Source organism: Psychrobacter nivimaris, from assembly GCF_043419765.1.
Lineage (GTDB): Bacteria > Pseudomonadota > Gammaproteobacteria > Pseudomonadales > Moraxellaceae > Psychrobacter.
Genome location: NZ_JBHOFX010000001.1, coordinates 37,715 through 59,784, shown reverse-complemented (window position 1 = coordinate 59,784; position 22,070 = coordinate 37,715). Strand labels below are relative to the sequence as shown.

Here is a 22,070-nt window from a genome sequence, read left to right as displayed (position 1 = left end):
AATTGTCGCAAATATTAAGGCTTCGTTCGCGAAGCCTTAATATTATTCAAAACCCTTCAAAAAATATCTCGCCAGATATCAATCGCAGTTTAGTACTGCGTTGATTGATATTGCCTATTAGGTGATTCGTAATTCATTGTTTGAATAACCGATCCGAACAAGATACCGTAAAATATATTTTTACTTCATGTATACGTAGGGTCTGCTCCAATGGAAACGCCTCAATCAACACCATCTCTAGACATCGCCGTAGCAACTGACTACCAAATAGAATCCTTTGCGCTCATTGATCGCGCCATTCAAATACGCTGGAATGATGGTATCGACAGTACGTACCACTATATCTGGCTGCGTGATAATTGCCCATCTGCTTTTCACCCGCACACTGGCGAGCGTAGCTTTGATTTACTGAGTGTCTCAAAAGATATCCATCCACTCTCTGTCTCTTTTGATCAGACAACGCTGACGATTGAATGGTCAGAACAGGCGCATATCAGCCACTTCGATCAAAGTTGGTTACGTGATTTTGGGTATTCTAGTGCATTGGCCAAGGATCATAGCAGTCCTTATGAAAGTTGGGATGGCACATTTATTGACCACATTCCGATGTATGACCAACAGAGCATCATGACCAGTGACAGCGCTTTATATGAGTGGATGAGTGCGCTGGATAAACATGGGCTTACCATTATCGATAATATGCCAGATGACTCTGATGCTGGCGTACAGACCGCCATGCGAGTCGATTATCTGCGGCAAACTAATTTTGGCATGACCTTTGATGTGATATCAGAGAAGTCGCCGATTAATTTGGCTTATACGTCACTTTCATTACCTTTGCATACCGACTTGCCAAATCAGGAATTACCTCCAGGTTATCAATTTTTGCATTTTTTGAGTAATGAAAGCATAGGTGGTGAATCTACTTTTGTGGATGGGTTAAAGGTGTTAGAAGGGTTACGAGAAGAGCAGCCGGAGTATTTTCGCTTGCTTGCCGAATATGCCATCCCCTTTCGTTTTCATGACACTGCCCATGATATCCGTGAGCACCACCCCGTCATCAATCTAGACAACTTTGGTAATATTGTGGAAATCAAATACAACGCCCATCTTGCAGATGTTTTTGATTTGCCAAGCGACGTTATGTACGACTACTACCTTGCTTATCGAGAGCTGATGGCTCGATTAAAAGACAGTCGCTATAAGATTGAGTTAAAACTAGCGGCTGGTCAAATGGTGGTTTTTGATAACCGCCGAGTCCTGCATGGGCGTAACGCATTTGATGAAAACGTCGGTGAGCGTCGTCTCAAAGGCTGTTATGTTGACCGCTCAGAATTTAAAAGCCGTTTACGAACGCTCAAAAAGCAACTGGCTTAAAGCTATCCGCAAGCTAACTGATGTTGTGATTGTAATATAAATAGCAACAGCATCAGTGCTTGGCTCAGTGTCTGTTGATGACTCTAATCTGCTTCCTTCATGTTCCCTCATGGAAAGTATAAACGTTCTATCAAGCAGCTTTACGACCTTTCACAAATAAAACTATGCTAATAATGACGCTGAACACGCTACACATAGTAAACACGTTGTGCGCGCCGCCCGGCATGTACTCCATAAATGATGTGAAGAACTGACCCGAAAACACTGCCATCGTAAAGTAAGATAAGTTACGGCCACGTACTTTAGCAGCACTTAGCTCGACGGTCATATGGTTCAGCAGCGGAATACTAAAACCAAAGCCAATGCCGATCAATAGCGCGCCTAATGCTAATAGCAAGGCACTGGTTTGCGTAAAGCAAATATACGACAACGCAAACGCTAAAAATGCCAGTGCTAATACTTTGGGTTCATTTAACCATTTGATGATTTTTGGCATAAAGCCTGCGGTAACGACAGCAACCAAAGAGATAAATGCCAATAGTTGACCGATTTGTGATTCGTTATAGCTCAACTCATGCATGGTAATTGGTAATAACACGGTTGAGGTGAAAAATATGGTCATCGCTAAAGTTGAGATAAGATACACATTTTTTAGAGATAGACCACTAATAATAGTTTTACTATCGTCCTCATTAATCTGCTCATGGCTTACAGCAGTTGCATGATGCCGTGGTACAAACAGTAGTAGCATGGCTAAGAATACCCACGCAATCAAATAAATCGATAGCGGTAATGCCCAAAACTGTGAGGCCAGCAAGCCACCTAAAAATAAGAATATGACCCCGCCCAGCTCAATGGACATGCCTTGCTTGGCAATCATCTTTAAGCGAGCCTCCCCCTGATACCATGTAGAGATTAGTACCGTACAGCTCGCCATGACGACTGCCGTTATACCACCCAATAGAAACCGATTGCTAAACACCTGTGCTGGTCCATGTAGAAGATAAGCACTGGCACCTGCAAGTCCGTATAAAAACAAACCAATCATCAAGAGTTTGTACGCGCCATATTTATCGATTAACTTGCCAGCCAGTGGCGCAAATACCACCGCACCCAATGACGGAAAAGTGATTAATAGCACGCTGTTGCCGGTAATACCCAAGCCTGCCGAAATGCTAACCAAGCCGGGTGCCAGTAATGTGCCGACCATAATGGTCAAACTGGCAATACACAGTAAGGTAAGACTGCCTGCGGTTTTTAATTGGTTCATATGTTTCCCTAGTCGTTTCGATATCTATTACTGGTATAACTGTACTGATATCACTTATTTTTTGGCGAATGAATTGAATATTGCGCTGATGATGATAAAGACGATGCTGACCACCACCACTCCTGGCCACTGGTATAGGGCAAAAGCTTTGACACCCGCCATAGACCCCAGTGCCCCGCCTGTATAGTAACCCAACATATAAATACCGTTGATGCGGCTTTGGGCGGCGGGATCGATACTAAAGACGCGAACCTGATTGGCCACTTGCGCACTGAATACAGCAAAATCGATTAAGATAATACCGACAATCAGCGACACCAAATTACCTGCGAACAATCCTGTAATAGCAAAGCCTATGGCAGCCAGTGCCAATGCCATCATCACTAAGGTTTTAGAACCCAATTTATTGACCCATTTACCAGAGGATTTAGCCCCTATCACTCCTGCCATCGCAATCACACCAAATAGTCCTGCTTGCTGTGCATTGTAATTAAAAGGCGCATCGCTGACATAAATCGCGAGCGTTGCCCATAGTACGTTGAATGAGGCAAACCAAAATGCACCTACAAGGGTGAATTTTTGCAGGGATTTGTGTTTTATAAATAGTGACAAGCTACTTTTGATAAGCGGAAAGTAACGCAGTGTGGTATGCGGCGTATTGGTTGGCAAAAATATCCGCAGTAATACCCCAAAGACAGCGGCAAGTGCTGCAGACATCACAAACACGCTGCGCCAACCGAATTGCTCCCCTACAAATCCACTTAAAGTTCGGGACAATAGAATACCAATGGTCAATCCCATCATCAGAGTACCAAGGGTTGCGCCCTTGTTTTCAGGAGACACCATGGAAGCGGCAAACGGAATGAGCTGCTGGGTAATATTGGCGCTGACACCAATCAAAAACACCGATAGCAGCAGTACGGGTAAACTGGGTGATATTGCTGCAAAAACACAAGCCGCTACTAATAAGTACGACAGAATACCAATCAGGCGTCTACGCGCAATCGAATCGCCCAACGGTGAGAGGAACAGTAAAGCAAACGCATAACCAAACTGCGTCAATGCCGGAATACTACCCAGTTGCGCGTTGTTTAAATCAAACTCATGACCGATGAGCGGTAAAATTGGCTGGTTGTAATAAAGGTTGGCGGCGGTTGCGGCAATCGCGGCAGTCATTAACAGTAAAATAAATCTGCTTAACGACTGGCTTGACGGTTGGTTCAGTACGGGTACAGGCTTATCCATTGCTATCTCGGCTCAATAAATCATGCCGCAAGTATAGAGCCTATCAAACCATAACAAAAATGATAGTATATGATTTAATTCATACAAATACTGTATAGATAAAAAATAAGACTGAGCAAGATTTTGATGAAAGATGTTAATAAAAGGGATTGATGGTATGGATATAAAAACACTCAAAAGCTTTATGGCCGTGGCCAAGCACCAGAGTTTTTCGGAAGCGGCGCGTGAGCTGTATACCGTACAACCTGCCATCAGTCGCCATATCTCATCGTTAGAGACAGAGTTAGGCGTTGTGCTGTTTAACCGTACTTCTCGTGAGGTGACTATTACACCCGCTGGCGAGCAACTATTGAAAGACGCTGCTGTTATTTTGAGCTTAGCAGAGCAAGCAAAGACACAAGTTAAACGGGCACATGACGGACAAGTAGGCACGCTCAATATTGCGCATCTAAGCTCAGCATGTTTAACCTTTATGGCCACGTTGGCACGCAGTTATAAAGCGCAGTTCCCGAACGTACATGTCTCATTGTTTGAGATGACGGTGACCGAACAAATAGAAGCGTTTAATAATGATCGCATCGATATTGCTTTCTCAAGACCATTGCCTAGCGCTATTGCTAATGACTTTATTAGCCACAGTATTTATATCGACAAATTGGTGGCGATTGTGAACCAGAGCCATGCATTAGCCAATCAGACAACCATTGATTTGGCGCAGCTAAAAGCCGATAAGTTTATTATTTTTAACCGTGATGAAGCAGTTGGTTTATTTGATGAAACCATCATGCTATGCAGACAAGCTGGGTTTTCACCCAATATTATCAGTCAACCCAAGCACATGCAGACCTTGGTGACCGAAGTGGCAGCAGGATTGGGCGTGGCGATTGCGCCTTACTGCGTACGCAAGCTATATAGCAAGGGCTGTCACTTTATGATGCTAAACAACGTTAGCACACACATACCCGTGCATATCCAATACAAGCAGACCAATCACAGTGCAACGGCTGCCGCTTTCGTAGCGGTTGCGTTGAGCGCGACAGATGACATACAGCAAAGCATGGAGCACTGAGCCCACAAAAAAGCCCCATTCGTCTGGTTTATAGAAAAATGGGGCTCAATATTATTCACTTACTGATTTATAGCTATCAATATAATACTATAGCGCTAATAGCAGCCCTAATAACTGGATTCACGATATAAGGTTTTATGCGCTTCTACTCTAAAGTCTTCAATGCTAATGGTAGGCGTAATACCATGTGTGCTATAGGTAGCTTGTTTAAGCTGTCCTTCATCACGAAATAGTACATTTTGTGCTTCTTGTTTGAAGTCATCATAACTAATGACATCATTCTCTTGATAAATATCAGAGATTACATAGTCGCTTTGGCTATACGATTGTGATGGAATGTTATTAAAACTGCTTTTTGTCGCAATATTGCTTGCCGTTAAACCGTTATTGGTGAACGATGCTTGAGATAGCGTAGAAGCAGTACGGTCAAATAGATACATAGCTAGTAGAACAATAAAGACCATGCTGGCGATAAAGAAAAAACGCCTGCGTGGTCTAATGTTTTTTGATTTAGTAGCACTACCGCTACTAATGTTATTTAAATTACTCATAGCTACGTACCAGTTCAACTCACGTTATCAACGGTACATGACCGTGTATCCTATGTGTTGTCTAATGGGTTAAACTAAACGAAACATCACCATTCTAATCGTTAGTTTCTCTATACAATGTGGTTTGTGACTCTTGCCTAAAATCATCATAGGTAATAGCAGCTTCCTCAGTTTCCGAAACAGCAACATCGTCTCCTGTTGTAGAGTTTTCAGGATTCAACTCTAGTTCATTAGCAGCTGGCATGTCTGGTCTGCTATTACCTGAAGCATTCTGCTGGATGGATGCTGGTTGCTCACTTATAAGGTCAACGTCATCAGTAACTGTTTGGCTTTCGACAGGTGTTATTGTCTCAGTGTCAATAACTGGTGTACTGTCTTTCTCTACATGAGTATCAGCACTGTTACCTTTATCGTCAACAGCAGAAGTTGATAATATTCCTGAAAATATAAGCATCACTATAATAGTAGCCAATACTATTGAGCCAACAACTATACCAATAACGATAGGTTTTTTGCTACTCTTTACCTTGCTTTTGGTTACTACTTCCTTAACAGAGGTTGATTCTACTAAGTCTTCAATATTTATAGAGTCATTGTTAGACATGATACCTGTCGTAGGTTCACTGTAATGGACGGTAGCAGCAGGCAAGTCCGTATCGTTACTATTTTCTGTGTATTCTGAATCTGCAGTATGTGAGCCGACATCACTAACACTACTATAGTCGTCATCCTCTATGCTCGGTATATGAGTTTGTGATACATTTTTATTTGAAAAATCAAAAGTTGCATTTACTTTTGATCCTTCGTCGATATTTTGATCTTCAAACAGCTGTAACTCTTCTGTACTTAATGGTTCAAAAGCAGGAAGTTTTTGTGCGCCTTCCAATGGTTTCGAATTTTTTCTGTTACTATCTTCAGAGCTATGAACACGACTAATAAAACGTTCATAGATATCATTGTTGTTACGCTTACGCGACTTCTGGTGAACGATTTTAGCCAATTTTTCGTCAAAATCAGTACCGATGTCTTCTTTTTCGTCGCTCATAGAATAATACCAAACCAGTTTGTTCTACTGGCATTAAATGACTGCTAAGATGAAGTTTTGATTTTTCTTGCTAGAGTGTAACAGTGTTATCAGCACTCAATATAGTTGCTCATACCATTATCTTCAAGCACAATTTTTTTAATGTCATGAATATTTGTGCAAATTGTCTTCAACTACAGGATAAATAAGAAGTAAAAACAAATATCATGAAGACAACATAGACTATGACAGGCTCAATAGTATGGATTTAAAACAGCTTAATGCGTTTATCGCGGTTGCAGATTTGCGCAGCTTTAGCGCTGCCGCCACCAAGACAGGACTGTCACAGCCGAGCCTGAGTCGCTTGCTAAAACAGTTAGAGACTGACATGGGCGTGGTGCTTATTGATCGCTACCACAGACCACTACATCTGACTGAAGCGGGCAGTTTTTTCTACGATAAAATAAGCACGATACTGACCGAGATTGATACTGTAACCAGTATGACTCAGCGCCTATCAGCACCCAGCAGCGTTTTAAATATAGGTTTTGTGCCCTCAGTACTATATGGCCTGTTGCCTGAAATCATTGCCACGCTTAAACAGTTCAGCCCTGATATCGACGTTAATTTAAAAGACATTAGCTCATATCAACAAATAGATGCACTCAAGTCTGGTGAGATTGATATTGGTTTTGGCCGATTTGCCCATCAAGACCCATGGATTCAGCAGATTCTGCTACGTCATGAACGCTACGTGGTGGCATTGCCAAAATCACATCCGCTTGCCAATGTACGTAAGCAGCGCTTGATAGACCTAGCGAACAATCGCTTAATTTTATATCATCAAACACATTTGCCAGTATCGTCCACGGTGACGACAGAGACAGGAACCCAATCGAGCGACAAGTTATCTACAAATAGAGTCAACCGTGCTGCTACTCATGAAGCATCATCTAGCGCTAGCGAGCCTATTACTGAGCCTTTACTACATCTTTTTGCCCAGTATGGCATCTCACCTTTTATGACCACGACAGTCAGTGATTTGCAGGTAGCATTGGGACTGGTCGCGGCAGGCGAAGGCATTACATTGGTGCCTGCCAGCTTGCAAACCGTACGTACGGAACAGATCAGCTACCAACGTTTGGTTCATGAAAATGTCACCTCCCCTATTTATTTACACACACTCAAAGACTTTGTACATCCCAAAATACCTGACTTGCTCACAGCTATTTATCACGTCTACGAACAGCGCGGCATCACTTATCGGCAGCAAAATTTTGTGTCACAGGCCTAAATGGGCAGATATCCGATGAATATTGTGTTATAAAGAACCGCCAAAAATAATTCATTTTAAATATTGATATTATTTTATAAGTATGCTAACTAACAAGAATAGCAATGCAAACAAATAGTAATAATAACTAGAATAATCATTCTCCTAGACAGTGTTGGTGTGATAAAGTCGATACGATGTAAATCGTTTTATATTTAGACGATTTATAGGACGTTCTTTTCTGATCATTGGCAAGCTGACACAGGTAAGTGATAATTTGCTGTTTTAACCATTTCGAGGTATTCATGTCCACACAACAACTCAACAACCCAAGTGCCCCTGACGATAGCGTTGCCTCGCAACAAGAGGGCTTTAGCTGGCGCATCTTTGGCCCAGGCATTTTGATGGCAACTGCTGCCATTGGTGGTTCGCATTTGATTTCATCAACACAGGCCGGTGCTATCTATGGCTGGCAATTGGCCATTATGATTGTATTGGCTAACGTGTTTAAGTATCCTTTTTTTCGCTTCGCAACTGACTACGTCTACGATACTGGCGAGAGTTTGATTGCAGGCTATGCCAAACGCTCAAAGGTATATCTTTGGGTATATTTTATTCTTTCTATCTTGTCAGCGGTTATTAGTACGGGTGCGGTCTCACTTATTGCGGCCGTAATTTTGGGCTTTATGTTGCCAGCCTCACTTGGTCTGTCAACAATGGCGTTATCTCTCATTATCGTCGCGGTCTCTTGGTTCTTTTTGATTGCAGGGCATTATAAGTTGCTCGATGGTGTGACTAAGTGGATTATGATTGCGCTTACCGCAGCTACCGTTGCTGCAGTTATCATTGCTGCTGGCAAACCAACCGTTATGGCAGTAGATTTTGTGGCGGCCTCTCCTTGGAACCTGGCCACGTTGGGCTTCATCGTAGCACTCATGGGTTGGATGCCAGCACCGCTAGAGTTTGCTGCAATTACCTCTATGTGGACCTCTGCCAAAGTCAAAGCAGATCACACTACACATAGCCAAGGCTTGTTAGATTTTAACGTTGGCTATGCAGTATCAGCGATATTGGCATTATTCTTCTTATCGTTAGGTGTGTTTGTCCAGTACGGATCAGGACAAGAGATTGAGTTGGTTGGCGGTGCTTATATCAACCAGTTGATCAACATGTATACCGCGACCATTGGTGAATGGTCGAGATTGCTGGTCGCTTTCGTCGCCTTTATGTGTATGTTTGGCACGACCATCACCTGTGCTGATGGCTATGGACGTGCTAATGCTGAATGCTGGCGTCTGCTAAAAGGTGAAAGCGAAATCAATAAAAAGCAGATCGCTTTTTGGACGACCTATGCCATCGGTGGTGGTCTAGTAATTATCACTTTCTTCACAGGACAACTAGGCGCTATGCTTAAGTTTGCCATGATATCGGCGTTCGTCTCTGCGCCTATTTTTGGTTGGTTAAACTACTCATTGGTTAAAAAGCATAAGAAACTGTCAGCAGGTATGAATGCTCTGTCTATCGCAGGCTTGATATTCTTGGCAGGCTTTGCATTATTGTTCTTGGCCAATCTTGCAGGTCTATTTTCTTAAGCTTTTGCTTAATTTAAAACTCGTCGCTTAACAATCTTATTTAAGCAAAACATAAGCCCTAATAGCTCAGCTATTAGGGCTTTTTAATGGGTGTAATTATACTAATAAGACAATACACTTTTAGTAATTGTAACTAAATGTAAAAAAATAGAAGATTCTAAAAGCTGTGATTTTAAGCAATATGAATACTTATCATAAGAAATTACCAATAAATGCATAATGCTATTTGAATTACGAATACTATTAAAAATATTACATTCAGTTTTTACTTAAATTAAATATTAATTGAGAACTCAAACTTTTCAGGCATGAATAATTGAGTATAATCAGCTACAACAATTAGAATATTTCCCCTCCATGTAAGGACAATCATATGACTTCATCTTCAGCAGGCGCGCGCTTTCGCAGTGCTCTCACTCAAAAAAATGATAACAACCAACCATTACAGATTGCAGGCGCTATCAATGCCTATACAGCGATGATGGCGACCCAAGTTGGTCATCAAGCGTTGTACCTCTCCGGTGCTGGCGTGGCCAATGCCTCATTTGGTTTACCTGATCTAGGTATGACCAGCCTTGATAATGTACTAGAAGATGCTCGCCGTATCACCGATGCCGTTGATACACCATTATTGGTTGATATCGATACTGGCTTTGGTGGTGCGTTTAACATCGCCCAGACCATCAGAAAAATGGAAAAAGCAGGTGTCGCGGCAGTACATATCGAAGACCAAGTGGCGCAAAAACGTTGTGGTCATCGCCCTAACAAAGAAATCGTTAGTATCTCAGAGATGGTTGATCGTCTAAAAGCAGCACTAGATGCCAAAACTGACCCTGACTTTGTGGTGATGGCACGTACAGATGCATTGTCTGTAGAAGGCTTGGACGCTGCTGTCGAGCGCGCCGTTGCCTTCCAAGAAGCTGGCGCAGATATGATCTTTGCAGAAGCGCTGACCGATATCGAGATGTACCGTAAGTTCACTGATGTACTCGATATTCCAGTACTGGCAAACATGACAGAGTTTGGTCAGACAGATCTATATACCACTGACCAGTTGTATAGTGTGGGTGTCGAGATGGTGCTATATCCACTATCCGCTTTCCGTGCTATGAACAAAGCGGCATTGAACGTTTATCAGCACTTATTAGATGATGGCACGCAAGACAAAGTCGTCGATACCATGCAGACCCGTATGGAGCTCTATGATTTCTTGAACTATCATGAATTTGAGCAGACACTAGACAAACTATTTGCTGATAATAAGTAGTTAATAACTCATAATTGCCAAGTAGCAACGCCGAAACGGTAAACCACCTCTGTGTGCTTTATCGTTTCAAAACCCGTCTTTATTTACCTTTAGGTTATTTATGCCATTTTTTACTGCTCATACGGTTGTCAAATCCTCACTACTTAGTAGCACGCTTGCGGCGCTGTTGTTCATGACGGGCTGTGATAAAACACCAGAAACCGTTGACGATACTGCCAGTGATACGAACGAAACTGTGGTTAGCGAAAGCGAAACTGCATCATCAGAGACTGATGCTCAAAACGACTTGATCATGACGACGATTACGCTAGATACCGTCAACAGCCTATTGTTTTCACCAATCATTAATAGCGGCGCGCTCAGTGAAGAGCAAGTCAGCTGCCTCGAGTCACGCGACAAAGATTTGGGCAAAGCCGAAGTCGATCGTTTTTATAAGAGTCAGTTTACCGATGCAGAGTTAAAAGAGTTAGATGACTTTTATACGTCGGATGTAGGGAAAAAACTGCTTGCTTTTGGCAATGAGCAATTACGTGTTATGAATGGCGAAGAGGTGGCAACGCCAATGGCTGACCCTACTCCAGAAGAAATGAATGAGATTCAGACATTTATGGAGTCACCACTGGGTGCCAAGTATATGAAGATCAACAATGCAGAAGGCGAAGGCAGCGCGATGGAAGTCTTAAATGGCCCTATCGAAGCTGAGTTTGAGCGTTGTAACGTCGATTTAGACGGTCCACAGCCTGAACAGCCTGCATAACGCTAAACTGGCGCTGTAGTCATTAACCAATAAATTTATTGTCAAAAACACCGTTTTCACTCAAAAAAGCTACCAACAAAAGGAATGTAAACATGGCAGCACAGAAAGAACTTTCAGGCGCAGGTCTACGTGGACAAGTCGCTGGTAAAACCTCTCTATCTACCGTTGGCAAATCAGGCTCTGGTCTGACCTATCGCGGTTACGATGTATCAGAGCTGGCAGATAAATGTATTTTTGAAGAAGTGGCTTATTTGCTGTTATACGGCAACTTGCCTACTCAAAGCGAGCTTGACGCCTATCAAGCCAAACTAAAAAGCTTACGCGGCCTACCACAAGCGTTAAAAGACGTGCTTGAACGTATTCCAGCCGACGCACATCCAATGGATGTGCTACGTACTGGCTGCTCTATGCTTGGCAACCTTGAAACCGAAACTGATTTTGCTCAGCAAAACGATCAAACTGATCGTATGCTAGCGGCCTTCCCGTCGATTATCAACTATTGGTATCGCTTCACCCATGACAATGTACGTATCGAGACCGATACAGATGATGCCACCATTGGCGGTCATTTCTTACATTTGCTCAAAGGCGAAAAACCAAACGAGCTGCACGAAAAAGTAATGAACGTCTCGCTTATCCTGTATGCAGAGCATGAGTTTAACGCGTCGACCTTTACCGCTCGTGTGTGTGCATCTACCTTGTCTGATATCCATTCTTGTATCACTGGCGCAATCGGTTCACTACGCGGTCCATTGCATGGCGGAGCAAATGAAGCGGCGATGGATATGATTGAAGGCTTTAGCTCACCTGATGAAGCCGAAGAAGAAATGATGGGTATGCTGGCTCGTAAAGATAAAATCATGGGCTTTGGTCATGCGATCTATAGCGAGTCAGATCCACGTAACGTCGTGATTAAAGGTTGGGCTGAGAAGCTAGCGGCTGACGTGGGTGATGAAGTGCTATACCCAGTATCGGTACGCTGTGAAGAAGTCATGTGGCGTGAGAAAAAGCTGTTCTGTAATGCTGACTTTTTCCATGCTTCTGCCTATCACTTTATGGGTATCCCGACCAAGCTATTCACCCCTATCTTTGTCTGCTCACGTCTGACTGGTTGGGCAGCACACGTGTTTGAGCAACGTGCTAATAACCGTATCATTCGCCCAAGTGCGGAATACACTGGTGAAGAATTACGTCCAGTACCAGATATGAGTGCGCGTTAAGTTGATTTTTTTAAGTAGCTATTGTTACGTACTTACTATCAGCTAGCGGCAGTGCTAGCTGATACAGGTATGACGATTGAGTCTTGCTATGAGTTTTTCAGGTTTAATCGTCATACGCTTATTACCCTTTATATAAACCATACCTTTTTAATATCGCTTCTTTAGCAAAGCCTACAAAAGCAAACGATGATTTTGCTAAAGGAATGAATTTTTACCTAATATCCACGCTTAACTACTTATTATAATTAGCCAACAGCCAAAGGTGACTTATGGACAACGCCCTAGTACAACCAATGAACGAACAATTCAAAAAGCCACTTCCCGGTACTGACCTTTATTACTTTGACACCCGCGAGGCTGTCGAGAGTATCGAAGCTGGCGCTTATGACAAACTACCATTTTGCTCAAAAGTATTGTGTGAAAACCTAGTACGCCGTTGCCCACCAGAAGAGTTAACCGATGCGCTGAAGCAGCATATCGAAGGCAAGCAAGATCTAGACTTTCCTTGGTACCCTGCCCGCGTCGTTTGTCATGATATCTTGGGTCAGACAGCCTTTGTTGATTTGGCAGGTTTGCGTGATGCTATCGCTGAGCAAGGCGGTGATCCGTCTAAGGTAAACCCTATCGTGCCAACTCAGCTTATCGTTGACCATTCATTGGCCGTTGAGCACGCAGGCTTCGAAGATGACGCATTTGAGAAAAACCGTGCGATTGAAGAGCGCCGCAATGATGACCGCTTTCACTTTATCAACTGGTGCCAATATGCCTTTGACAATGTGAATGTCGTACCGCCTGGTAATGGCATTATGCATCAGATTAACCTAGAAAAAATGTCACCTGTCGTACAGGTCGTGCACAATAAAGCTGGTGAAGAAGTCGCTTTTGCCGATACGCTAGTTGGTACTGATAGCCACACGCCGATGGTCGATGCACTAGGTGTAATCTCGATCGGTGTGGGCGGATTAGAAGCTGAAAGCGTCATGCTGGGCAATCCATCCTATATGCGTCTGCCAGATTACGTTGGCGTCAAACTAACGGGTAAACTGCAAAAAGGCATTACGGGTACGGATCTAGTACTGGCGATGACTGAGTTCTTACGCGACGCAGGTGTGGTCTCTACCTATATCGAATTCTTCGGTGATGGTGCACGTCAGTTAAGTGTCGGTGATCGTGCTTCTATCTCCAATATGACGCCTGAATATGGCGCCACTGCCGCGATGTTCTATATTGATGAGCAAACCACTGATTATCTGCGTTTGACTGGTCGCTCTGAGGAACAGATTAAATTGGTTGAGCAATACGCCAAGCAAACGGGCCTATGGGCTGACGGCATGGAAAAAGCCGAATACGCACGCGTCCTTGAGTTTGATTTGTCATCAGTCGTACGTAATATGGCAGGCCCATCGCGTCCACATGCCCGTGTATCGACTACTGACTTGGTTGCCAAAGGTATCGCTCATGGCGCTGACGAAAAGCTGCCAGAACCAAAAGATGGCCTGATGCCAGATGGCGCAGTTATTATCGCTGCTATCACCAGCTGTACCAATACTTCAAACCCACGCAACATGGTAGCCGCAGGCCTTGTCGCTCGTAATGCGAATGCCAAAGGCCTATTACGTAAACCTTGGGTGAAGTCATCCTTAGCACCTGGCTCAAAAACGGTCAAAATGTACCTAGAAGAAGCAGGCCTGATGCCAGAATTGCAAGAAATCGGGTTTGATGTGGTTGGTTTTGCCTGTACCACTTGTAATGGTATGAGCGGTGCGCTAGACCCTGATATCGAAAAAGAAATCATCGACAATGATTTATTTACCACGGCAGTGCTATCTGGTAACCGTAACTTTGATGGTCGTATCCATCCGTATGCCAAGCAAGCATTTTTGGCATCGCCACCACTGGTTATTGCTTATGCCATCGCTGGTAACATCCGCTTTGATATCGAAAAAGACTCATTGGGTAAAGACCAAGATGGCAATGACGTCTATCTAAAAGACATCTGGTTTGATGATGAAGAAGTGGATGCCATTGTTGCGGCGGCTGTTAAGCCTGAGCAGTTCAATGCGGTTTATATCCCAATGTTTGATGAAGCCAAAAAAGACACAGGTAAGGCACTAAGCCCGTTATATGACTGGCGTGAAATGACCACTTATATCCGCCGTCCGCCGTATTGGGAAGGCAAAATGGCTAAGAAAAATAAACTGACAGGCCTACGTCCGCTTGCAGTCCTTGGTGATAACATCACAACCGACCATATGTCACCATCGAACGCCATTCTTGGCTCATCAGCAGCTGGCGAGTATCTCGATACTATGGGCTTGCCTGCTGAGGACTATAACTCATACGCAACCCATCGCGGCGACCATTTAACCGCGCAACGTGCCACCTTTGCCAACCCTAAGCTATTGAACGAAATGGTACGCGATGAAGATGGCGAAGTTGTCCAAGGTTCACTGGCGCGCGTCGAACCAGAAGGTCAAGTCATGCGCATGTGGGAAGCAATTGAAACCTACATGAATCGTGAGCAGCCGCTTATCATCATCGCAGGTGATGGCTATGGTCAAGGCTCAAGCCGTGACTGGGCTGCCAAAGGCGTGCGTCTCGCTGGCGTAGAAGCAGTCGTCGCTGAAGACTTTGAGCGTATTCATCGTCAAAACTTAGTTGGCATGGGCGCGCTGCCTTTACAGTTCGAAGAAGGCACGACTCGCCATACGCTAAATATCGATGGTACAGAAACCTTTGATGTAACGGGCGAAGTCTCTGCTGGCGGGTTAATGACGTTGGTAATCCACCGTGCTGATGGTAGTACCACTGAGACGCCAATTATCTGCCGTTTAGATACGGCTGACGAAGTAAAAATGTACAACGCAGGTGGTATGCTACAACGCTTTGCTAAAGAGTTTATCGAAGGGACTTTAGATATCGTCTAAGGCTATCCTGTAGGTTTTAGCGTGATAAGCAATAAAGTATAAAAGTTGCCGATGTTGTATAACCTTATATGACATCGGCTTTTATTTGCTTTTACGTTCTATACACTGAGTTTTGTCACTTACTCCTAAGTACTAGATAGTAGCTAAATATTGAGTTTACTTAACCAATGGCGTAATATGTACTATATATTGTACAAGTCATGCAGAATATCATGAAAGGAGTAATCCATGAGAGTCGTGAGTTTTTCAGAAGCCAGAAAGCACCTAAAATCTGTCCTAGACACGGTAAACGATGATGCCAATGCCACTATCGTGACCCGCCGTGACGCTGATGATGCAGTCGTTATGTCACTTGATTATTACAATAGCCTGATGGAAACCGTCTATCTGCTAAAATCTCCTGCCAATGCAGCGCACTTAGCGGACTCTATTGCCCAATATAAAGCTGGCAAGACGGTTACGCGTGAGCTAATAGATACGGTAGAAGATAGTGACAAAGGTGATGGTAGCAACGATAATAATGAGCATACGGATGGCGATATTGAAAGTGCTTGAACTCAAAGACTGTAATCCATCCAAAGGAAAAGGGTCTAACAATGAGTGAACAACTAGCATGGACAGATGCTGCGTGGAAAGACTACCTGTACTGGCAAACGCAAGACAAAAAAACACTCAAACGTATTAACAAACTCATCACCGAATGTAAGCGTAATCCGTTTGAAGGCATTGGCAAACCTGAACCCCTAAAAGAAAACCTATCCGGATTTTGGTCAAGACGTATCGACGACGCCAATCGTTTGGTATATGCCGTCGATGATAACTATCTGACGATTATCTCTTGCCGCTATCATTATTAACGAGCGCTCTTAATCATGCATATTTACTTGCTGATGGCACCATACCTATTCTTATAACAATATAAAAAGGACTTAATACAGTGGCCCAAACCAATACTAAATCAAAACTCTCTTTCGCCCCGCAACTATCCGTATCTGCTACCTATATGCGCGGTGGTACTTCAAAAGGCACTTTCTTTAAATTATCTGAATTACCTGAGCGTTGCCAAGTCGCTGGCGAGTCACGTGATAACTTCCTATTACGGGTCATCGGTAGCCCAGATCCTTACGGCAAGCAAATCGATGGCTTAGGTAATGGTAGCTCTAGTACCTCAAAGACAGTAATTTTATCGGCCTCTGACAGACCAGACCACGATGTGAATTATCTGTTTGGACAAGTTAATATCGCCAAACCTATGATTGACTGGGCGGGTAACTGTGGCAACTTAACCGCGGCCGTCGGTGCCTGTGCCATTAATATGGGTTTGGTCGATGCTGACAAGATTGCTCATAGCATCGATGACAATGCAGATAGCGGTATTTGTGAAGTACGCATTTGGCAAGAAAATATCGGTAAAACGATTATTGCCTATGTCCCAGTCTATAAAGATGCAGATGATAAAGTACAGGTTCAAGAGACGGGCGATTTTGAATTAGACGGTGTAACCTTCCCAGCGGCTGAAGTCAAAATTGAGTTTATCGATCCTGTAGATGCCACCAGCGACATGTTCCCTACTGGCAACTTGGTCGATGACTTCGATGTAACTGGCTGCGGTTTAAATACCGATAGCGTCAAAGCGACCTTTATTAGCGCAGGCATCCCAACCATCTTTATGAAAGCAGAAGATTTAGGTTTTACCGGTACTGAATTACAAGGCGACATCAATAGCGACGGTGAGCTACTTGCCAAACTTGAGAAAATCCGTGCCACAGGCGGTGTTGCGATGGGATTATTTAAAGACGTGAGCGAGGCACAGACCAGCCAACACATTCCTAAAGTCGCTTGGGTTGGCGCAGCACAGAGCTATACCGCCTCTAGTGGTAAGTCGGTCGATGCAAATGAGATTGATTTAGTGGTACGTGCCATGAGTATGGGTCAACTGCATCACGCCATGATGGGTACAGCAGCCGTCGCTATTGCCGCTGCAGCAACCACACAAGGCACGCTCGTCAATCAAGCAGCAGGCGCTGGCGAGCTGACAGAGGTGCGTTTTGGCCACCCATCAGGCACATTGCTCGTCGGCGGAAAAACCGAACTGGTCGATGGGCGCTGGCAAGCCAAAAAAGTGTCAATGAGCCGCTCAGCAAGGCGTATTATGGTTGGTGAAGTTTTTGTGCCAGCGGATGCATTTTAAGCGTAGCCATGGCTTATTTCAATTTGCGATAGAGTTTTATGCCAACATCTCCCCAACCCCGCCGCGTACAGTTAGACAAGAAGCCTCCCATCGAGAAAAAAGAACGGCGGGCACTGCTGTGGGATATATTAAAAAAACTGGCGGTATTTGTTAAACCTTATCGCCTGCTTATTATTGCTACCTTAGTGCTGACCGCCCTAGGCTCCTTTACCGCGCAGGTCAATGCGTTTGTACTACGTTATACCGTTGATACGTTAACCGAAATTGCTACGCTTGCCGAGCCATGGCAAGCAGGTCTGCGTATGTTAGGTATTATTAGCGCGGTCCTCCTGACCAAAGAGATCCTGTCGATATTCATCTCTTTTGGTCAGCGTTTTTTTGGTGAAAAGATTCGTATCAACTTGTCGCGTGACCTGTCTCAAAAAATCATTGAGCGCATCCTTACCTATCGCATGGCGTTTTATACCAGTAGTGAAAATGACAGTGGTAAATTGCAAACCCGTATTGACTATGGTGTCAGCAGCTTAACCAGCCTAGTGCAAAACTTCTTTATCGACATGCTACCGCTATTTGCCAATGCAATTGTGGCACTTATCATTATGTTTTCGACCAATTTTTGGGTTGGCATGGTCGGTCTTATTATCATACCCATTTACTTCTTTATCAGCCAAAAGCAAGCACGCCGTCTGCAAGGTTTTCGTCGGCAGATGCGTGGGTTTCGAGAAGCAAAAAGCGGTTTGGTGATCTCTTTGATTAATTCGATCAGCGTGGTGAAATCCTTTGTCCGTGAGTCCATTGAGGCTGAGAAGCACTTAGCCATTCAAAAGGAAATGACGGACAATCAACTGCGTATTCGCAGTATTGGCTTTATTTATGATGCCATCAAAACCTTTATCGAGCAGATTGGTGTGGTGGTTATCATCCTTCTCACCGCTTATTTTGTGCTAAAAGGCGAGATGACCATTGGCATGATTTTATTTCATGTCATGCTGTTTCAGAATGTCGCCGCCCCTATCCGTCAATTACACCGCATCTATGACCAGATAAATAATGCATTGACCTATGCCGAAGGTTTTTTTGATATTTTAGAAGACGATAAACAAGTCGAAAACATCGACGGTATCAGTAGCGAAAACCTCAAAGGTCATATCGAGCTTAAAAACGTTGATTTTACCTATCCTAATGGCACGCAAGCGCTAAAAAACGTCAGCTTTACTATCAAGCCCAATCGTATCACCGCGTTGGTTGGCCTTTCTGGCGCAGGAAAGAGCACGATTATCAATCTATTGGTCAAGTTTTACGCGCCAGACGCTGGCACGATTTGCCTAGATGGACATGATTTGGCTGACTGTGATACCCATGAGTTGCGTCAGCGCATCGGCCTAGTACTACAGAGCAATCATATTTTTTCGGGTACGATCAGTGAAAACATCCGCTATGGCGATATGAATGCCAGCATTGAGGACATCATCATTGCGGCAAAAAAAGCCTCTATCCACGAGCAGATTATAGGGTTAGCTGATGGCTATGAGAGTACTGCCAAATCCCTATCAGGTGGTCAACAGCAGCGTATCGCGCTGGCAAGGATGTTTTTAAAAGACCCACCTATTGTGTTTTTGGACGAGCCGACAGCCAGTCTAGATGCTATCGCCAGTCAGCAGGTCAAAAAAAGCCTAGATCTGATCAAAAAAGACCGTACCGTCATTATGGTCTCGCACAATATCGCCCAAATTATCGATGCCGACGATCTCGTGGTGATAGAAAATGGCGAAGTGGTTGAGACAGGTACACATGAGGTACTTTATGCCCAACGCGGCAAATACTTTGAAATCTTTAGCGCTATGTCTGATAGCCTAAACCTAGACAAAATCAGCCAGACCCTGAACGGTTAGGAATGGTTAATGCCTGCCTAAATCGTTATAATGCCAATCTTTTACTGCCTATTGCCAGAAGCTAGCCCACTATGACTTGTGAATTTTCTTTAAAAACCTTTGACGAGCTGACCTCAGTTGATTTGTACCATATCCTAAAGGCGCGCTCGCAAGTGTTTGTCGTCGAACAAAACTGCGCCTATCAAGATATGGATGAAGTGGATTTTGATTGCTTGCACCTAATCGCGCATCAAAATGCAGCATTGGTGGGCTATTGTCGTATCATCCCACCTGAGTTTAATACGCTAAAATCCAATCTATCAGTAGCTGATCCTACGATTAAAACCAACCACACCGCGATGCCTGCCATCGGTAGAGTGCTTGTGCTATCAGAGCACAGAGGTGATGGCCTAGCACGGCAGATGATGAATCAGGCTATTGCACAGTGCCGCAAAAAGTACGGTAAAAAGCGCCCGATTATTATTTCAGCACAGGTTTACTTACTTAGTTTTTATGAGTCGTTAGGTTTTGTGCCTGAAGGCGAGCACTACCTCGAGGACAATATCGAGCATGTAAAAATGGTGCTATACGTTGCTAAGAAAAACAAAATCAAAAAAGAGAGCACAGACACTGCGTCAACCACAACCAAAGTGTTAAGTTTCCTGCTGTTTATCATGGCCGCTTTGTTTGTTTTAGGTCTGTTGTACTTAATGATTTAGACCGCTTGTGAGGTCTTAATTCTTAACATAATTCAAATTGGTTGTTCCATATTGAGTATGCTACTTTTAAATGATGATTCCTTTAAAAGGATGGCTGAGCCAATCAGCTCAGTCTCAGTCAAGGAAGTAGCACACTCAGGATGAGGAACCAACCATGTCAAATACCAATTCAAATAAAAATAATGCGACGGTAGAGAGCAACATCCGTCCAGAATATGACGATGAAATTCAAAAAATCGCCGATTACGTTCTCAACTATTCAATAGACGAGCAGTCCCCAAACCCCACTGATGCGTGGAATACCGCGCGCCACTGTCTAATGGACACGCTTGGCTGTGGTCTATTGGCGCTGCGCTTCCCTGAGTGTACCAAGCACTTGGGGCCTAACTGCCCCGATCAAATAACGCCGCATGGCGCTCGTGTCCCTGGCACCTCCTATAGGCTAGACCCCATCAAAGCTGCTTTTGACATTGGCTGTATGGTGCGCTGGCTTGACTATAACGATACGTGGCTTGCTGCTGAATGGGGCCATCCTTCTGATAATTTGGGTGGTATCTTGGCGGTCGCGGACTATATCAGTCAGAAAAATATCAGCCAAGGACAAGCACCACTGACCATAAGAGCAGTGCTTGAAGCCATGATCATGGCGCATGAAATTCAAGGCGTACTGGCACTAGAAAACTCATTCAACCGTGTGGGTCTTGATCATGTATTTTTGGTCAAGTTGGCATCTACAGCCGTCGTCGCCAAACTTTATCAGCTACCACGTGAGCGCATCATGGCAGCTATCTCACAATCCATCGTCGATGGTCAGGCACTGCGCACCTATCGTCATGCACCAAATGCTGGCAGCCGAAAATCATGGGCAGCAGGTGATGCGACCAGTCGTGCGGTACGTCTGGTAGATATAACGGCACGTGGTGAAATGGGTATTCCTGGCGCATTAACCGCACCGCAGTGGGGATTCTATGATGTGCTATTTAGCCATACCAATAAGGATCTAGCGACAAAGCCTGAAGACGATCGTCGCTTTAAATTCCAGCGAGATTTTGGTAGTTACGTGATGGAAAATATCTTATTTAAAATAAGTTTTCCTGCTGAGTTTCATGCGCAAACTGCTTGTGAAGCGGCGGTTATTCTGCACCCGCATATCAAAGACAGAATTGACGATATCGACAAAATCGTCCTGACCACCCATGACTCAGCGATTCGAATTATCTCAAAAGAAGGTGCGCTTGCCAATCCAGCAGATAGAGATCATTGCTTACAGTATATGGTCGCTGTGCCGTTGTTGACAGGTGATCTGATGGCAGAGAACTACGAGGATGACTATCACGAACAGCATTTATCAATCGATGAGCTACGTAGCAAGATGGTCGTAGAAGAAAACGCGCAGTATTCAAAAGACTATCATGACCCCAGTAAACGCTCTATTGCCAACGCCATTCAAGTATTTTTTATAGATGGTAGCAGTATAGAAAAAGTGGCTATAGAGTATCCTATTGGCCACAAACGCCGGCGAGCTGAGGGCATCCCTGTACTGGAAGCAAAGTTCCGCGCCAGTCTGGCCACTCGATTTATCGAAAGTCGCTGTCAGCAGATCGTTGAGCTATGCGACGATCAAGAAAGACTGGAAGAAACACCTGTTAATGAGTTTATGGCGCTGTTTGAAGCGTATTAGATTGATGGCTTACTAGTACGCTAGCGTCAGTTTGAT

At 44.1% G+C, this 22,070-nt stretch carries 17 protein-coding genes and 1 pseudogene; 14 read left to right on the top strand and 4 right to left on the bottom strand.

Annotation, left to right across the window (positions count from 1 at the left end; all coding sequences use genetic code 11):
• Positions 1-210: 210 nt before the first annotated feature.
• Positions 211-1,377, top strand: coding sequence for a TauD/TfdA family dioxygenase (locus ACHEVO_RS00210; RefSeq protein WP_394123456.1), 1,167 nt, complete (start codon positions 211-213; stop codon positions 1,375-1,377).
• 130 nt (positions 1,378-1,507) lie between these two features.
• Here the strand turns inward: ACHEVO_RS00210 and ACHEVO_RS00205 are convergent, their stop codons facing one another.
• Both ACHEVO_RS00205 and ACHEVO_RS00200 read right to left on the bottom strand, forming a co-directional pair.
• Entirely contained in the window at positions 1,508-2,647 is a 1,140-nt protein-coding gene (locus tag ACHEVO_RS00205) for an MFS transporter (RefSeq protein ID WP_394123455.1), read from the bottom strand.
• 54 nt (positions 2,648-2,701) lie between these two features.
• Positions 2,702-3,892: an MFS transporter gene (locus ACHEVO_RS00200; RefSeq protein WP_394123454.1), complete on the bottom strand. Its 1,191-nt coding sequence runs from the start codon at positions 3,890-3,892 to the stop codon at positions 2,702-2,704.
• A gap of 157 nt (positions 3,893-4,049) precedes the next feature.
• Between ACHEVO_RS00200 and ACHEVO_RS00195 the strand changes: the two genes are divergently transcribed.
• Positions 4,050-4,961, top strand: a complete 912-nt coding sequence (locus ACHEVO_RS00195) for a LysR family transcriptional regulator (RefSeq protein WP_394123453.1) — start codon at positions 4,050-4,052, stop codon at positions 4,959-4,961.
• 107 nt (positions 4,962-5,068) lie between these two features.
• On the opposite strand, the gene ACHEVO_RS00190 is transcribed toward ACHEVO_RS00195, so the two are convergent.
• Together ACHEVO_RS00190 and ACHEVO_RS00185 are read right to left on the bottom strand one after the other, a co-directional pair.
• Positions 5,069-5,512, bottom strand: coding sequence for a hypothetical protein (locus tag ACHEVO_RS00190; RefSeq protein WP_394123452.1), 444 nt, complete (start codon positions 5,510-5,512; stop codon positions 5,069-5,071).
• Positions 5,513-5,606: 94 nt separating this feature from the next.
• Positions 5,607-6,557 (bottom strand): hypothetical protein, encoded by a 951-nt coding sequence (locus ACHEVO_RS00185; RefSeq protein ID WP_394123451.1) that lies wholly within the window; start codon positions 6,555-6,557, stop codon positions 5,607-5,609.
• Positions 6,558-6,798: 241 nt separating this feature from the next.
• Here ACHEVO_RS00185 and ACHEVO_RS00180 point away from each other — a divergent pair, with 241 nt between their 5' ends.
• The 12 genes and pseudogenes from ACHEVO_RS00180 to ACHEVO_RS00125 all read left to right on the top strand — a co-directional run bounded on the left by ACHEVO_RS00180 (position 6,799) and on the right by ACHEVO_RS00125 (position 22,034).
• Positions 6,799-7,830, top strand: coding sequence for a LysR family transcriptional regulator (locus ACHEVO_RS00180; RefSeq protein ID WP_296206942.1), 1,032 nt, complete (start codon positions 6,799-6,801; stop codon positions 7,828-7,830).
• A gap of 284 nt (positions 7,831-8,114) precedes the next feature.
• Positions 8,115-9,401: an NRAMP family divalent metal transporter gene (locus tag ACHEVO_RS00175; RefSeq protein WP_394123450.1), complete on the top strand. Its 1,287-nt coding sequence runs from the start codon at positions 8,115-8,117 to the stop codon at positions 9,399-9,401.
• A gap of 373 nt (positions 9,402-9,774) precedes the next feature.
• Positions 9,775-10,668, top strand: a complete 894-nt coding sequence (prpB, locus tag ACHEVO_RS00170) for a methylisocitrate lyase (protein ID WP_114700000.1) — start codon at positions 9,775-9,777, stop codon at positions 10,666-10,668.
• A gap of 100 nt (positions 10,669-10,768) precedes the next feature.
• Entirely contained in the window at positions 10,769-11,425 is a 657-nt protein-coding gene (locus ACHEVO_RS00165) for a DUF2059 domain-containing protein (protein ID WP_394123449.1), read from the top strand.
• Positions 11,426-11,517: 92 nt separating this feature from the next.
• A complete protein-coding gene (prpC, locus tag ACHEVO_RS00160) occupies positions 11,518-12,645 on the top strand; it encodes a bifunctional 2-methylcitrate synthase/citrate synthase (RefSeq protein ID WP_102090708.1) in 1,128 nt (375 codons plus the stop codon).
• A 293-nt stretch (positions 12,646-12,938) separates the two neighbouring features.
• Entirely contained in the window at positions 12,939-15,572 is a 2,634-nt protein-coding gene (acnD, locus tag ACHEVO_RS00155) for a Fe/S-dependent 2-methylisocitrate dehydratase AcnD (protein WP_394123900.1), read from the top strand.
• Between the two features lie 228 nt (positions 15,573-15,800).
• Positions 15,801-16,061 (top strand): annotated as a pseudogene (locus ACHEVO_RS00150) (type II toxin-antitoxin system Phd/YefM family antitoxin); the annotation flags it as partial.
• Between the two features lie 107 nt (positions 16,062-16,168).
• The gene (locus ACHEVO_RS00145; RefSeq protein ID WP_037025847.1) at positions 16,169-16,429 is read left to right on the top strand and encodes a Txe/YoeB family addiction module toxin; all 261 of its coding nucleotides are present in this window, start codon (positions 16,169-16,171) and stop codon (positions 16,427-16,429) included.
• 80 nt (positions 16,430-16,509) lie between these two features.
• On the top strand, positions 16,510-17,763 hold the full coding sequence (prpF, locus tag ACHEVO_RS00140) for a 2-methylaconitate cis-trans isomerase PrpF (protein ID WP_394123448.1): 1,254 nt from the start codon (positions 16,510-16,512) through the stop codon (positions 17,761-17,763).
• Between the two features lie 38 nt (positions 17,764-17,801).
• Entirely contained in the window at positions 17,802-19,655 is a 1,854-nt protein-coding gene (locus ACHEVO_RS00135) for an ABC transporter ATP-binding protein (protein WP_394123447.1), read from the top strand.
• A 71-nt stretch (positions 19,656-19,726) separates the two neighbouring features.
• Positions 19,727-20,353 carry a GNAT family N-acetyltransferase gene (locus tag ACHEVO_RS00130; protein WP_394123446.1) on the top strand — a complete coding sequence of 209 codons (627 nt, stop codon included), beginning with the start codon at positions 19,727-19,729 and terminating at the stop codon, positions 20,351-20,353.
• A gap of 154 nt (positions 20,354-20,507) precedes the next feature.
• Positions 20,508-22,034, top strand: coding sequence for a bifunctional 2-methylcitrate dehydratase/aconitate hydratase (locus tag ACHEVO_RS00125; RefSeq protein ID WP_394123445.1), 1,527 nt, complete (start codon positions 20,508-20,510; stop codon positions 22,032-22,034).
• Positions 22,035-22,070: the final 36 nt, after the last annotated feature.

Excerpts from the sequence above, each read along its gene's own strand:
- ACHEVO_RS00205 (WP_394123455.1), bottom strand. The coding sequence starts at position 2,647 with ATGAACCAATTAAAAACCGCAGGCAGTCTTACCTTACTGTGTATTGCC.
- ACHEVO_RS00175 (WP_394123450.1), top strand. The coding sequence starts at position 8,115 with ATGTCCACACAACAACTCAACAACCCAAGTGCCCCTGACGATAGCGTT.
- ACHEVO_RS00185 (WP_394123451.1), bottom strand. The coding sequence starts at position 6,557 with ATGAGCGACGAAAAAGAAGACATCGGTACTGATTTTGACGAAAAATTG.
- ACHEVO_RS00130 (WP_394123446.1), top strand. The coding sequence starts at position 19,727 with ATGACTTGTGAATTTTCTTTAAAAACCTTTGACGAGCTGACCTCAGTT.
- ACHEVO_RS00200 (WP_394123454.1), bottom strand. The coding sequence starts at position 3,892 with ATGGATAAGCCTGTACCCGTACTGAACCAACCGTCAAGCCAGTCGTTA.
- ACHEVO_RS00210 (WP_394123456.1), top strand. The coding sequence starts at position 211 with ATGGAAACGCCTCAATCAACACCATCTCTAGACATCGCCGTAGCAACT.
- prpB (WP_114700000.1), top strand. The coding sequence starts at position 9,775 with ATGACTTCATCTTCAGCAGGCGCGCGCTTTCGCAGTGCTCTCACTCAA.
- ACHEVO_RS00165 (WP_394123449.1), top strand. The coding sequence starts at position 10,769 with ATGCCATTTTTTACTGCTCATACGGTTGTCAAATCCTCACTACTTAGT.
- ACHEVO_RS00195 (WP_394123453.1), top strand. The coding sequence starts at position 4,050 with ATGGATATAAAAACACTCAAAAGCTTTATGGCCGTGGCCAAGCACCAG.
- acnD (WP_394123900.1), top strand. The coding sequence starts at position 12,939 with ATGAACGAACAATTCAAAAAGCCACTTCCCGGTACTGACCTTTATTAC.
- ACHEVO_RS00180 (WP_296206942.1), top strand. The coding sequence starts at position 6,799 with ATGGATTTAAAACAGCTTAATGCGTTTATCGCGGTTGCAGATTTGCGC.
- ACHEVO_RS00125 (WP_394123445.1), top strand. The coding sequence starts at position 20,508 with ATGTCAAATACCAATTCAAATAAAAATAATGCGACGGTAGAGAGCAAC.
- prpC (WP_102090708.1), top strand. The coding sequence starts at position 11,518 with ATGGCAGCACAGAAAGAACTTTCAGGCGCAGGTCTACGTGGACAAGTC.
- ACHEVO_RS00135 (WP_394123447.1), top strand. The coding sequence starts at position 17,802 with ATGCCAACATCTCCCCAACCCCGCCGCGTACAGTTAGACAAGAAGCCT.
- ACHEVO_RS00145 (WP_037025847.1), top strand. The coding sequence starts at position 16,169 with ATGAGTGAACAACTAGCATGGACAGATGCTGCGTGGAAAGACTACCTG.
- ACHEVO_RS00190 (WP_394123452.1), bottom strand. The coding sequence starts at position 5,512 with ATGAGTAATTTAAATAACATTAGTAGCGGTAGTGCTACTAAATCAAAA.